The following is a 12686-nucleotide window of genomic DNA, read 5'->3' on the forward strand; positions in this document are numbered from 1 at the left end:
TGGTGGTCTGTCTGAAGAATCCTTGGCACCACCGCCTAGTTCGGTGGGGTGAAACGACCATCGATGGCGGTCCAACCGCCATCGACGGTGAGCACCGAACCAGTCACGAAGCTCGATGCCGGCGATGCAAGATAGACAATGGCTCCAGCCATTTCCTCTGGCCTGGCCCAGCGGCCCAAGGCGCTCTTCTGGGCGTAGGCGTTGTACCAGCCGGGGTTGGCCTTGATCTGTGCGGTCAGAGGGGTTTCAACAACCCCTGGGGCAACAACATTGACCCTGACACCCTGCGGGCCGAATTCGGCGGCCGCGGTACGGGCCAGCTGGACCAGTGCAGCCTTGGTGGCCGCATAGACACTTTGCCCGGGCTCGACAACTGATGCGCGAATGGACGAGATGCCAATGATGGATCCGCCGCCATTGGCTGCCAGCCGAGGTGCGAAGGCCTGGATCAGTCCGAATGAAGCCCTCAGGTTCAAATTCACCACGCGGTCGAATTCTTCCATCGTGTAGTCGACGATGCGCTTTCGGACATTCGTGGCAGCGGTGAACACCAGGGCAGCGATGTCATTGAATTCATTGGAAGCGGCCTGAACAGATTGAATATCCAGAACGTCGAGCTCGATAACCGTGGAACCGCTGCTGAGCATGTCGGCGGTCTCCTGCGCGGTTTCGACATCGCGGTCGGCGCAAATCACGTGGGCGCCGTGGGCGTCGAGGGCCAGAGCCGCTTCACGGCCAATGCCGCTGCCTGCACCGATGACCATGACGCGCTGGCCGGCAAATTGGAAGAGCTGCGTGTAATCCATTGTGTTGTCCTTCGTTTATGTTGCCTCGGGCTACGGGCGGATGATGGCCATCCGGGTGACAGTGAATTCTTCCATTGCGAAGCGGGGGCCTTCACGGCCGATCCCGGAGTCCTTGACTCCTCCATAGGGCATGATGTCTGACCGGAATCCCGGGATTTCATTCACTACGACACCGCCAACTTCCAGTTCATCGATGGCGCGGAAGGCCGTCTTCAGCGACTTGCTGTAAATGGCTGCCTGCAGTCCGTATCGTGAATCGTTCACCAGCTCAAAAGCTGCATCGAGGTCAGGCACCGTGCGCAAGCAGATGACAGGACCGAATATTTCCTCGCACCATAGTTCTGCATCGGACGGGACGCCGCTCAGAATCGTGGGCTGGATGGATTCTCCTAGCAAGCCTCCGCCGGTCAGCACCTGTGCTCCGCGTTCTTTTGCCTTCTCGATCCATGACAGCACGCGTCCGGTGGATGCCTTATTGATCAGCGGAGCCACCCGGGTCTGTTCCGAGCGGGGGTCGCCAACCGCTATTTCGCCGATGCGCGCCAGCAGCTCCCGCTGGAAGTCGCCAGCGATTTTCTCATCGAGCAGAACGCGCTGAACAGAGATGCAGGCTTGCCCGTTGGCATAGAACCCCCCGCGTAGCACGGCATCGACTGCTGCATGGATGTCGGCGTCCTCGGCGACAATGAAACCGGTGTTAGACCCCAGCTCCAGCACTGCCTTGCGTGGTGCCGCATTCTTGGCGATCTGGTGGCCGACGGCCGCGGACCCGGTGAAGGAAACCACCGCTGAGCGAGGGTCTGCGACCAATGTCTCGCCAACGTCAATGCCGCCGGTAACCAGCTGCACCGCTGCGGTGCTGACCTGATGGGCGGCGAGGGCTTCGCGGATCAAGTGCACAGCCCACAACGTGGACAGAGGAGTATTCGGTGCTGGCTTGATGATGATCGGGCACCCAGCCGCCAGCGCTGGCGCAAGCTTATGGCTGGCCAAGAGCAAAGGGTAATTGAAACCGGCGATGCCGATCACGATTCCTGCCGGTTTACGGGTCCAGTACCCAATCATGCCATCGCCGCTGGCCTGCAGATCCAGGGGTACTGTTTCGCCGCGCAGGTTCGCAACTTCTTCGGCTGCCGCGGCCCATGTGGTCAGGGTGCGCGCAACTTCTACCCGGCAGTCCACCAGGGGTTTGCCGGTTTCGAGGACCAGGAGATTCTCGAGCTCTTCGCGGTGCTCGGAAATCTTGTGATGGACCGCCAAGAGGATTGACCGCTTGGTGCCGGTGCTCAGCCTCTCAACTTCCTTGGCGACGCTTTGGGCGGCGTCCAATGCCTGGCTGGCTAGTGCCGCGGAGCCTACAGGCGCGTGCGCAACTACTGAACCATCGAAAGGGAAAATAACGGGGGCTGTTTCCGCGCAGTGCACCCACCGATCGCCGATGGGCAATCCCGCAGGGTAAGCATCTGAGTGAGAAGTCATCGTTCCTACTTTCGAATTGGCGCCATGGAAGTCCTACTGGTCTGACCAGTAGATGACCAAAGCTAATCAGTGATCTAGCTCGCAGTCAACGGGTTTGAGGAAAATGACCCTTTCACACTTCTAAAACGTTGAATTCATTGACATTAAGCGAAACTCCGGGAACAGTAATGCTCACAATTCCACTTCGGGATACCGAGAAATTCGGATGTGCGAGTACAGGCGGTGGCGGTGGCTTTTGACTGGAGGAGCAACGTTTCGCTGGCTCGGGAAACTGCTGGCGTCATCAGTGAGCGAGTCTTCTCGGGACGGTATGCGCCAGGACAAGTCTTGGCGCAGCAGCGGCTCTCCGAAGAGCTTGGCGTCAGTCGGACACCCTTGCGTGAAGCCTTTGCCTTGCTAGAGCATGAAGGCGTGGTTCAGCTCGATTCCTACGGGCGAGCCACGGTTACGAAGATGGACATAACGAATCTGCGTGAAGCACTGAAATTCCGCGAACTATTGGAATCGGCAGCCTGCGGCATGGCAGTCGATAAGATATCGAGGCCCTTGCTCGCCGACCTGCTTCAAGCGTTGCGCAACTCGGGAACCGCCACGCCACATAATGCTTCCAAGGTGCACCTATTGCTGCTGGGATCATCGGGCAATCGCTATCTTCAAGGATTCTCGACCCTTGTGCGGATAACCGAGGAAGTGCATTTGCCAGCTACCGCGTGGTTCCCGACGAATACCGGAAAACTGCGGAACCTCCAGGTAGGCATCCTGGAGTGTTTAGCCGAATCAGACGGTAAGGCTGCACAACGCCGAGTACGCGAATACTTCAACGAACTTCAAAACCACCTAGCCGCTAGTGAAAGGCCTATCCAATGAAAACCTACAGCGTTGCCGTCATCCCCGGAGACGGGATCGGCCCGGAAGTCATGGGGGGAACACTTGACGTTTTGGCTGCAGCTGAGAAGAAATTCGGCTTCGCGCTGGATCTGACTACTTATGACGCAGGTGCTAAGCATTATCTGCAGACCGGCGAGCTATGGAACCCGCAGTTGACTCGAAAGCTGCGGGGCCATGATGCCATACTCTTCGGCGCGATGGGGGATCCAGCAGTGCAGCCAGGCATACTTGAGCGCGGATTTATCCTAGCGATGCGCCAGGAATTCGAGCAGGCGGTGAACCTGCGCCCGGTCAAGCTCTACCCGGGCGTCGCCACCCCCATTGCCGGGCTGACACCTGAACGTTGCGATCTGGTGATCGTCCGTGAGAATACCGAAGGTGCCTACATTGGCCAAGGTTCGACAGTCCACGCAAATACACCTCACACTGTGGCGCTCCAAGAATCGGTCAACACCCGGCAGGGGATCTCGCGAGTAGTGGAGTATTCCTTCAAGCTGGCTATGAGCCGGCGTAAGAAACTTACCTTGTGCCATAAGAAGAACATACTTATCGAAGCTGGGAAGCTTTGGCAGGAAGTCGTGGACCACGTTTCTGGGCGCTATCCCGAAGTTGAAGTCGACTACGTTCATGTCGATGCCATGTGTTTCCATCTCCCTGTTGCCCCGGAAAGATTCGATGTAGTAGTTACCGACAATCTCTTCGGAGACATCATCACGGACCTTGGAGCCGTCATCCAGGGTGGCCTGGGCGTTGCAGCAAGCGCGAATCTCAATCTGGATGGAAACTCACCTAGCATGTTCGAAGCCATCCACGGCTCGGCTCCCGACATTGCCGGAAAGGGCTGGGCCAATCCTGTCGGTGCGATCCTGTCTGGTGCGATGATGCTCGCGCATCTAGGAGAAGAGCGGGCCGCAATGGCCATTGAATCTGCTGCCGTCAGCGTGGTGCGCGAGCTTCCCGAACTAGCCGGACCGAACATGGGGAAGGACACCTCTGGCATTGCAGACGATATTGCTCGGCTTGTATCCGAGGATTTCGTTATGGTTCCGGGTTTATCGGTGATGAAGAGCTTGTCTGCGGCACGATGAGCTTATGCCAATAGACCGACTGCACGCCATTGTCATCTAAAAGAGTGGTGGAGTTCGTTTTCCCGTCATTGCTTAGTCAACTGTTCCTTGTAGATTAGCCAATCATGGGACGGCTGTTTATGGCGATCGGGGATTCCTTTACCGAAGGCGTGGGGGACTGGGAACCGAGGCTGCCCAACGGGGTACGCGGATGGGCCGATCGCGTGGCCAAGCAGCTATCCAAAGCGGATCCCGAGTGGCAGTACGTGAACCTGGGAATCCGCAGCCGACGGCTCCAGTCGATTATCGACGAGCAGATCCCCATAGCCCTGGAACTCAGGCCGGAGGTGATCACCTTTTATGCCGGCGGCAACGACATCCTTGAATTCCGCAAGGACATGAAGGAATTCCTTGCCCGATACTCGCAAGCTGTCGAAGCCCTGGTTTCCACGGGTGCCAAGGTCCTGCTGTTCACCGGGTTCGATATCCCCGTGCACCCGGTGCTCGCCCCGTTCAAGCGGCGCAACTGGCGCTTCAATGACCACGTGCGCCGGCTCGCTGAACGCTATCCGGACTCAGTAGTGCTCGTTGACTACTGGAATTGGGAGGCGTACCGGGATAAGCGCATGTGGGATATCGACAAGCTGCACATGAATCGTGCCGGCCATCGCTACATGGCCATCAGGATCCTGGAGATCCTCGGGTATCCACACCAGCTGGTTTTCGATCCCTTTGGCGCCGCGGACCGGGTCGGATTCTGGCAGGCCACGCAGCGCGACGTGGAGTGGCTGAGGCAGTGGGTGCTGCCGATGTTCGGGCGGCGCATGCGCGGCATTACCCTGGGGGACCAGCTGCGTCCCCGCTGGCCGGAGCCGATGCATCCGGCCAAGGGGATGAAGAAGCAGTTCCGCAAGCGCCGCAAAGCAGAAGAGCTGCGGCACCTGCGGAATTCCGAGGTCGGCTAGCTGCCTAGCTGCCTGGGTTTTCCATTGCTTCTGGACTCATCCACGCGATTTCCCAGACGTGGCCATCCGGGTCCTGGACGGCTGCCTGGTACATGCCCGGGAATGGCTCATCTGCCGGGCGGTAGATGCTGCCGCCACCGGCCTCGGCCCGTGCGACGAAGTCGTCGACGCCTTCGCGGGTTTCTGCCGACAGGGCATTGAGGGTTTCGCGCAGGCCGCTTCCGAGCGCCGGCTTATCGCCGTTGACCAGGAAGCTTGCGAAGAACTCCTGGCGCAGCACCATCACGAGAATATTCTCGGCGATGATCCATGAGGTGGCATTTTCATCGGAGAACGTCGTGTTCTTGGTGAAGCCCATGGCCTCGTAGAACTTGTCGGCTCTGGCTAGATCAGCGGTCGGTAGGTTGACGAAAATCATCTGGCCCATGGGTTTCTCGCTTCTGCGTCGGGGGAATTCCTCAGTGCAAAAACAACTTTGCTGGACGCATGAACCGAGCGCAAGAGCTATGCGGGATTAACCTTGAAATGAAACAAGGCCCCGCTAGAGCACGCAGTTAAGCGCGGCCGTGCGGGGCCTTGAACCAAACCCTTGAATTCTTGAGGGCTTCGGGCATTCAAGCGGGGACTAGATCAGTGCCTTGGTGATTTCCAGCGGGATGCGATCGCGGGTGTAGGTGATGTGGTCGTAGCCGTGCGGTGCCGGCTTGCCGTCTTCGCCGATGTTCACGAAGACGATCTTCTCGATGGTCAGGATCGATTCCTGGGTGAAGATGTTGCGCACCTCTGCGCGCAGGGTGACCGAAGTCCGGCCGAAGTCGATAGCGGTCAGGCCCATCTCGATCAGGTCGCCTTCCTTTGCGGAGGCGATGAAGTTGATCTCGGACATGAACTTGGTGACAACGTGCTTGTTGCCCAGCTGGATGATCGAGTAGATCGCAGCTTCTTCGTCGATCCAGCGCAGCAGGCTGCCGCCGAACAGCGTGCCGTTTGCGTTCAAGTCTTCTGGGCGAACCCACTTGCGCGTATGAAAAGTAATACCCTTAGCCATACACGAAATGCTAAGTCAGATCGGGTGCATTGCGCTGTAAGGTGCTCCACAATGTAGGGGAAAACACATGCGATTCATGCATTGAATACCAAGTGGACGCGTGATTGGGGCGGGTGCCGGGAGAACTGGCCCAATGCTTCCTGTCTGCTCACGGCTGTTCCAAGGTGCTAAGCGGCAATGCTGTTGATAAGGTCAAATCAAGCAGCATGAATCAACGGACCCAGGACTAAAAGGCAGGTGAAGATGACCTATCCTTCGGAAGGGAATAACGAAACTATTCCCACCGATTTCGACGACGTCGTTCAGCAAGTTTCTACCGGTGAGCTGGAACATGATCGCATCGATTCCCTGCTCAAGGAAGCCCATGAGCGATACGCGGATGCAGACGACGGGCTCCTTGCCCACTACATTCCGATCCTGGGCCAAGCGGACCCCAATCTCTTTGGCATCGCCATGTCCCACGTCGGCGGCTCTGTCCACATGGTTGGCGATTGCGATCATCTGTTCTCGATCCAGTCGATCTCCAAGATGTTCGTCTACGCGCTAGTGGTGCAAGAGCACGGGCGCGAGGTCGTTCGCGAACGCATCGGCGTGAACAATACGGGCATGTCTTTCAACTCTGTGATGGCCGTGGAATTGAACAACGGCTTGCCGATGAACCCCATGGTCAATGCCGGCGCCATCGCCACGACAGCAATGATGCCCGGCAAGACCGCTGCCAAGAAGTGGGAGAACGTCCGGGAAGGGCTATCCGCCTTTGCCGGCCGGGCGCTGAGCCTGGATGACGAGGTCTACCACTCAGAATCGCTGGCCAACGAGCGCAACAAGGCCTTGGGGCATTTGCTCAAGAGCTATGGGCGGCTGGAGAACGAACCTGCGGATGCCGTTGATGTGTACACCAAGCAGTGCTCGCTGAATATCAGCGCGCATGATCTTGCCGTCATGGGCGCGACGCTGGCCGATGGCGGAGTGAACCCGGTGACCGGAAAGCGCGTCGTCGATGCAGACGTTTGCCGCGATACCCTGGCGACCGTGGCCTCCAACGGCTTGTACGAGCGTTCTGGCGAGTGGCTATTCGAGATCGGGATCCCGGCGAAGTCCGGGGTTTCTGGCGGTATTGTCGCGGTAGCTCCGGGCAAGGGTGCCATCGGCGCGTTCTCGCCGCCCTTGGATATGGCCGGGAACTCGGTGCGCGCGCAGCTGGCCATCGGGCAGCTTTCGCGTGCCATGGGCCTGAATCTGTTTGCGTCGGCGCCAGATCGGGAAAGCTGATCCCGGGCGTTTCGCGCATTATCCAAAAGGCGGATTGATTCGCTAACTAGCTAAACTTTTATGGACAGGTGGATGGCCTTTGCCGTCCATCTTTCGCCATCTGGCGCCGGATCGTTTCGAGAGTTGAAATCCTCGCGCAAAGGAACTGGTCAGCTGCTGGTTAGCAAGAATTTTCGATGGCATGAGAATACGTTTTCACGGCGGTTGTCTTGTTTCCTTTAGCGGTGCAAGCCGGCGGCATTGTCATGTGACGTCCGGGGGTTGTAAAACCTACTAAACAAGCTTTACTTAAAGTGTGTGTCACTGGGGGCACCTAAACTTTGAGGATGCGTAATTCATGAAGAAAGTAACCAAGGCAACCATTGCTGCTGTTGCAGCCGGAGCGCTGTTGCTCGGCGGCGCTGGAACGATCGCGCGCTGGCAGGCGCAGCAGACTATTGACGCGGGCACCGTGGAAACCGGCCACCTGAACTTGACGACCAACGGGGAGGGCAACTGGCAGGACATCAGCAATCCGGAAGCGCCCGAGCCGTTCGACCCGGCAACCCAGCAGCTCGTTCCCGGCGACGTCGTTGCGTTCAGCCAGACCGCCACCATCGATGCCGAAGGCAAGAACATTGCTGGATCCCTGAGCGTCGACCAGGCGGCTACGGCGCTGGGAGCGTTGGAAGGATACGTGACCGTCGCTCTGCAGGTCGACGCATCGGCGCCGGGGATTACGGAGGAAGCTGACGGCACACTGAGCTTTGCCGATCCGGGCACCTATTCAGTTCCATTCCTGATCACCGTCACCTTTGCCGAAGGAGCGGTAGGGGACACCCCGCCGTCGACCTACGACCAGCCGCTGGATCTTGAAGCGCTGACGCTGACCTTGGACCAAGTCCGCGCTTAGTCATGGATCGTGGATTGGCTGGTGCATGCCCAAACCCTTGAAGTTCGCCATAGTCGCGGTTGTGCTCTTGATGCTGGGTATCAGCGCGCAAGGCACGGCCGCAACTTGGCGCGCCGAAAGCACGGTGGATCCGCCAGCCTTGAAAACCGGTTCGCTGGCATTGCTGGCCGGTGGCGAAACCGAGCACCAGTTCGCGAAGCTGTCCGGCAGCGAGCTGATCCCCGGGGCGTTTACGCAAGCATCACTGGTGATCAGCAATGCTGGCACTGTGGACTTGACCTATCAGCTGGATGGGGCGGTCAATGCGACCGCTTCGCCGACTGCCGCTGATCGTGCCCTGTCCAGCGTTTTGCAACTGAGCATCTATTCCGGCATGGACCAAGCGGCCTGCGAAGCCGACCAGCCGTTGGCCGGGGAACGGCTGTATGCCGGGCCGCTGGGATCCACCGCCTCCTTCGCAGCTGCCAGGGTGCTGCGCGCCGCGCCGGCGATGGCGAATGAGGCCTTGTGCATTCGTGTTTCGGTTCCCTCCGGGGCACCTCAAACGGCTTCCGGCGGGAAAGTAGCGCTCAAGCTGGGGTTCGCGGGGCAGCAACGATGACAATTGGGAATCGCGTCCGGCGCAGGGAACAGCAGGAACGCACAGGGATCCGGTGGTGGTGCGGTCAGGTGCTTTCCTGGCTCGTGCTGTTCATCGTCCTTGCCCTGATTGCCGTCATGATCGTGGTTCCGAAATTGGGCGGGGCGACGGCGTATACCGTGCTCACCGGATCCATGCGGCCGCATTTGCCGCCCGGTACTTTGGTGGTGGTGAAGCCGATTGACCCACAGCACCTTCGCATTGGCGAGGTTGCCACCTACCAGCTGGAATCAGGTGAGCCTGAAGTCGTTACGCACCGTGTTTCCGCTATCGGCGCGAGCCTGGGCGGGGAAGAACAATTCATTTTCCGCGGGGATGCAAACAATGCCGATGACGAGCCGGTGCAACCCGAACAGATCCGGGGCAAGCTCTGGTATTCCGTCCCGCTCCTGGGATACGTGAACAGCGCTCTGTCACTCCAGCAGAGAACGTGGCTGACCTGGATCGCAACGAGCGGATTGATCGTGTATTCGCTGGTGATGTTCGGCGGGGCATGGCGTGAACGGCAGGGGAAAGGGCATCGATGAAGCTCCGTTTTCTTGCAGCCCGCGCGGCCATGACGGCCGTGATTCCCTGCGCGGCACTCGGTCTGGCACTGCCCGCATCAGCCGCGGAAACTGACCAGGGCCTAAGCTACAGCTTGGACGGCCGGGTCTATTCCGATGCCCCACCGCAGGTATTTGGAGGAGCCCCGGTCTTGGCGCCGGGCGTTGAATCCACAGGATCCTTGTGGATTCGCAATGACCGGGAGTCGGATATCGAAGTCCGCATCCGGACGATCGAGCCCGCTGCGTCAACCAGGATCTATTTCGAAACAGCCGGAGCCACGGTAGTCCGGTTGGAACCGGACAAAGCCGCGGAATTCGGACTGAGGGTCGGACTGCCCTGGTCGGCGAAAAATGAGTCGGAGGACCAGCAGGTGCCTTCGTTGCAGGTGCGCATCGACGCCGTCGAATTAGCAGGCGGAGATGGGCAAGCTCCGGATTCTTCGCGGCCGCCTGACGAAGGGTATTCGCCCGACAGTGATGCGCCGAGGGAAGAGCTGCCCCAATCGGATCCTCCCGAGCGGCATGATGGGCTCGGAGATACCGGGTTCCGCGGTGCGGCGCTGCTTGCGGCGGCAGGCATCGCGGGTATCGGGGGATTATCGTTGCTTGCTGCGCAACGAAGGAAACAAAAGGAACTTGAAACGGACGGAGTGGAAGAATGAGCGACCGTTCAATGCGCATCAAGGCAATTCTGTCCTTGGGCGTCCTCGTAGGATTCGGCACCGTCTCGACGCTGGCCTCATGGACCGGACAAGCGACAGCTACCTCGAACGTCAGCACGGCCACCGTTGCCCTGGGAGTTGGAGCTACTGCGACCAGCGCAACCTCGGCCAGCTACCAGATGCCCATCAGCGGCAATAACCTGTTTCCGGGCTCGACATCGGCATCCGTCGTGACAGTGAAGAACACCGGTTCCATCTCGGCGCCCTATGTTTTCGGCGGAAGAATCACCGAATCGGGCAACGCTGCGCTGGGGGCGGCACTCAATATCGTTGTAAAAACAGGCGCCACGGTCAGCGGCACCGGCTCCAGCGTTACTTGCTCGGGCGGAACCACGCTGCTGTCGAAGAACGCTGGATCCCAGTTCGGCAGTGCCTCGGCCGCCAGGCCCTTGGCCGCCGGCAGCAGCGAAACCCTGTGCGTGCAGTACTCGCTGCCAGTAACCGCGGCCAATACCCTGCAGGGCGCCACGACGGCAATCACCCTGGACTTCACCTCGACGGTGGGTTCATGAGATGAAGTTGAATCGAACTGGACCCCGCACAGGATCTTCGCTGACGCTGTTCCAGCGCCTCGTGCTGAACGCCTGCGCCGCGGCCGGGACCCTGTGCCTGGTCATGGCGGTGCTGGCGTTGGCTTTCGGGATCAAGCCCCTGGTTTTCGCCTCGGGATCAATGGGACCGGGCATCCCCACCGGTTCCCTGGGGCTGGCTGTTCCGACCGCGGTAGAGGACGTCGCCGTGGGCGACGTGGTTTCGGTGGTGATCAGTGACGAAGTGCGGGTGACGCACCGGGTTGTCGAAAAGACGGACGCGGGGCTGGTCCTCAAGGGTGATGCCAATCCCGTCGCGGACCTGCAACCGTATGCGGTGGACAGCGTCGACAAACTGCTGGCCAGTGTACCGGTCCTGGGCTACGTCGTATCGTGGCTGTCCCAGCCATGGGCCTATTTTCTCGGCGGACTGCTGTGCGCCTACCTGCTCTATGTCGCGTTCATCAAGAGGGATGGTGGAAGCGGCCGACTTTCATCCGGGCAGGGCATGAATGAGGCCGAAATGGACCCAGGCCCTTTTGCTGGTCGCGAGCATCAAGCCACTGAATTTCGGGTATCCGGAGCTAGTCGGGAATCCATGTCGCAACGATCTCGGCGACGGACCCTGATTCAGATGGCTGGCATGTTTTCAATGCTCACGTTGTGCCTTTTGCCGATTCAAATCGAACAAACCCAGGCAGCTTTCTCCAGCCAAGCGGCGGCTTCCGCCACGGCTACTGCGCTCACGGCTCTGCCCCCAGCCAACGCTAAATGCACAGGCAATGTCGGGGACCAGCAAACCATCCGATTCGATTGGTCAGTTTCCGGACCAGAACCAACGTCCTATACCATCACCGGACAACTCAATGGCAGCTCGACGGTAAAGACAGAGTCGCTTGCTGGCAACACGCGAAGCTACACGACATCCCTGTCTTCGAGCCAGGGTCTACTGGGTGCCCTGCTGGATTTGCTCGTAGGCTTCGACAGAAAATTCACGGTGGCGATCAGGGCGAATTACGGATCATGGAGTTCAGCCCCGGTGAGCTTTACTCAAATTCATGGCAGCGCTGGACTTCTGGGCAGCAACAAGCGTTTAACCTGCCAACCGCACTAGCCTGGCAGCGAATATAGACCATTGATAATCAGATCAAGGCCCACCGCAAAGGTCTTTGACGCCCGGTCCTCGTCGCCCAGGGCAGTGGCCAGTGTCTCGCTGAAAGCGCGTGTCGACTCTCCGTCGATTTCCCATACATTCTCAGGTGCCGCCGCATCCAAGGCGGATCCGAGCACAAAGGAGTCGACGATCGTGATGGCCTGTAGCCGCCGCTTCGGTTCGAACCCGGCCATAGCGAAGGCCTCGGCCAGTGCATCGTAGACGCGCAGCGTGGTGCTGTCGCGGACTGTGTGGCTGGTGAGCAGCGGGATCAGCCGTGGGTGCCTTGAATACGACTCCCAGTAGGACGTGGCAATTTGCTGTACGATCTCCTGCCAGTCGCTGGAAACGCTATCTGGCAGGCTGATCGCCGACATGGCCCGGCCTCTCATTAGCTCGATGATCTCATCCTTGCCGGACACGTGGTTGTACAGGGACGAAGCGGAGACCGAGAGGGCCTTGGCCAATTGCGGAAGCGTGAACTCGCCATGGGCGTCGACGAGCTTGAGTGCGGCATCGGCGATCGCGGCGGTGCTGAGCTTCGGCTTGGAAGGCCTGGCCATGAATTCTCCCGTTGTTGAAGGTTCTGGGTAGAGCTTACACAAATAAACGAAAGTCATTCGTTAAATCTCTTGCGCCGAGGCCGTCGCTGGACCTAATCTGTAAACGAATACCA

Annotated in this window: 15 protein-coding genes; 10 read left to right on the top strand and 5 right to left on the bottom strand. The window is 59.3% G+C overall.

Annotated elements, in window-relative coordinates; genetic code table 11:
• Positions 1 to 35: 35 nt before the first annotated feature.
• Together ACIOJF_RS09510 and ACIOJF_RS09515 are read right to left on the bottom strand one after the other, a co-directional pair.
• Positions 36 to 806, bottom strand: a complete 771-nt coding sequence (locus ACIOJF_RS09510) for an SDR family NAD(P)-dependent oxidoreductase (RefSeq protein WP_105656134.1) — start codon at positions 804 to 806, stop codon at positions 36 to 38.
• A gap of 30 nt (positions 807 to 836) precedes the next feature.
• Positions 837 to 2285: an aldehyde dehydrogenase family protein gene (locus ACIOJF_RS09515; RefSeq protein WP_105656135.1), complete on the bottom strand. Its 1449-nt coding sequence runs from the start codon at positions 2283 to 2285 to the stop codon at positions 837 to 839.
• A gap of 228 nt (positions 2286 to 2513) precedes the next feature.
• Here ACIOJF_RS09515 and ACIOJF_RS09520 point away from each other — a divergent pair, with 228 nt between their 5' ends.
• The 3 genes from ACIOJF_RS09520 to ACIOJF_RS09530 all read left to right on the top strand — a co-directional run bounded on the left by ACIOJF_RS09520 (position 2514) and on the right by ACIOJF_RS09530 (position 5205).
• Positions 2514 to 3152, top strand: a complete 639-nt coding sequence (locus tag ACIOJF_RS09520; protein ID WP_286134066.1) for a GntR family transcriptional regulator — start codon at positions 2514 to 2516, stop codon at positions 3150 to 3152.
• Complete coding sequence (locus ACIOJF_RS09525) at positions 3149 to 4261, top strand: 3-isopropylmalate dehydrogenase (protein ID WP_105656137.1); 1113 nt, start codon at positions 3149 to 3151, stop codon at positions 4259 to 4261. Before ACIOJF_RS09520 ends, ACIOJF_RS09525 begins: the two co-directional genes overlap by 4 nt.
• Before the next feature lie 104 nt (positions 4262 to 4365).
• Positions 4366 to 5205 (top strand): SGNH/GDSL hydrolase family protein, encoded by an 840-nt coding sequence (locus ACIOJF_RS09530; protein ID WP_105656138.1) that lies wholly within the window; start codon positions 4366 to 4368, stop codon positions 5203 to 5205.
• A 4-nt stretch (positions 5206 to 5209) separates the two neighbouring features.
• On the opposite strand, the gene ACIOJF_RS09535 is transcribed toward ACIOJF_RS09530, so the two are convergent.
• Complete coding sequence (locus ACIOJF_RS09535) at positions 5210 to 5632, bottom strand: VOC family protein (RefSeq protein ID WP_105656139.1); 423 nt, start codon at positions 5630 to 5632, stop codon at positions 5210 to 5212.
• 198 nt (positions 5633 to 5830) lie between these two features.
• Positions 5831 to 6253, bottom strand: a complete 423-nt coding sequence (locus ACIOJF_RS09540; RefSeq protein ID WP_105656140.1) for an acyl-CoA thioesterase — start codon at positions 6251 to 6253, stop codon at positions 5831 to 5833.
• 243 nt (positions 6254 to 6496) lie between these two features.
• On the opposite strand from ACIOJF_RS09540, the gene glsA reads away from it, so the two are divergent.
• The 7 genes from glsA (at position 6497) to ACIOJF_RS09575 (ending at position 11971) form a co-directional block, all read left to right on the top strand.
• Positions 6497 to 7525 (top strand): glutaminase A, encoded by a 1029-nt coding sequence (gene glsA / locus ACIOJF_RS09545; protein WP_105656141.1) that lies wholly within the window; start codon positions 6497 to 6499, stop codon positions 7523 to 7525.
• Between the two features lie 337 nt (positions 7526 to 7862).
• The gene (locus ACIOJF_RS09550) at positions 7863 to 8417 is read left to right on the top strand and encodes an alternate-type signal peptide domain-containing protein (protein ID WP_105656142.1); all 555 of its coding nucleotides are present in this window, start codon (positions 7863 to 7865) and stop codon (positions 8415 to 8417) included.
• 25 nt (positions 8418 to 8442) lie between these two features.
• On the top strand, positions 8443 to 9018 hold the full coding sequence (locus tag ACIOJF_RS09555; RefSeq protein WP_146112207.1) for a hypothetical protein: 576 nt from the start codon (positions 8443 to 8445) through the stop codon (positions 9016 to 9018).
• Positions 9015 to 9584, top strand: coding sequence for a signal peptidase I (locus ACIOJF_RS09560; protein WP_105656144.1), 570 nt, complete (start codon positions 9015 to 9017; stop codon positions 9582 to 9584). The genes ACIOJF_RS09555 and ACIOJF_RS09560 overlap by 4 nt, the downstream gene beginning before the upstream one ends.
• A gap of 170 nt (positions 9585 to 9754) precedes the next feature.
• A complete protein-coding gene (locus ACIOJF_RS09565; protein WP_146112208.1) occupies positions 9755 to 10267 on the top strand; it encodes a hypothetical protein in 513 nt (170 codons plus the stop codon).
• Positions 10264 to 10839 (top strand): hypothetical protein, encoded by a 576-nt coding sequence (locus ACIOJF_RS09570; RefSeq protein ID WP_105656146.1) that lies wholly within the window; start codon positions 10264 to 10266, stop codon positions 10837 to 10839. The genes ACIOJF_RS09565 and ACIOJF_RS09570 overlap by 4 nt, the downstream gene beginning before the upstream one ends.
• Position 10840: 1 nt before the next feature.
• The gene (locus tag ACIOJF_RS09575) at positions 10841 to 11971 is read left to right on the top strand and encodes a signal peptidase I (protein ID WP_105656147.1); all 1131 of its coding nucleotides are present in this window, start codon (positions 10841 to 10843) and stop codon (positions 11969 to 11971) included.
• On the opposite strand, the gene ACIOJF_RS09580 is transcribed toward ACIOJF_RS09575, so the two are convergent.
• Positions 11968 to 12573 carry a TetR/AcrR family transcriptional regulator gene (locus tag ACIOJF_RS09580; RefSeq protein WP_105656148.1) on the bottom strand — a complete coding sequence of 202 codons (606 nt, stop codon included), beginning with the start codon at positions 12571 to 12573 and terminating at the stop codon, positions 11968 to 11970. The two genes, ACIOJF_RS09575 and ACIOJF_RS09580, sit on opposite strands and share 4 nt — an antisense overlap.
• Positions 12574 to 12686: the final 113 nt, after the last annotated feature.

This window comes from Glutamicibacter sp. NPDC087831, assembly GCF_044742845.1.
GTDB lineage: Bacteria > Actinomycetota > Actinomycetes > Actinomycetales > Micrococcaceae > Glutamicibacter.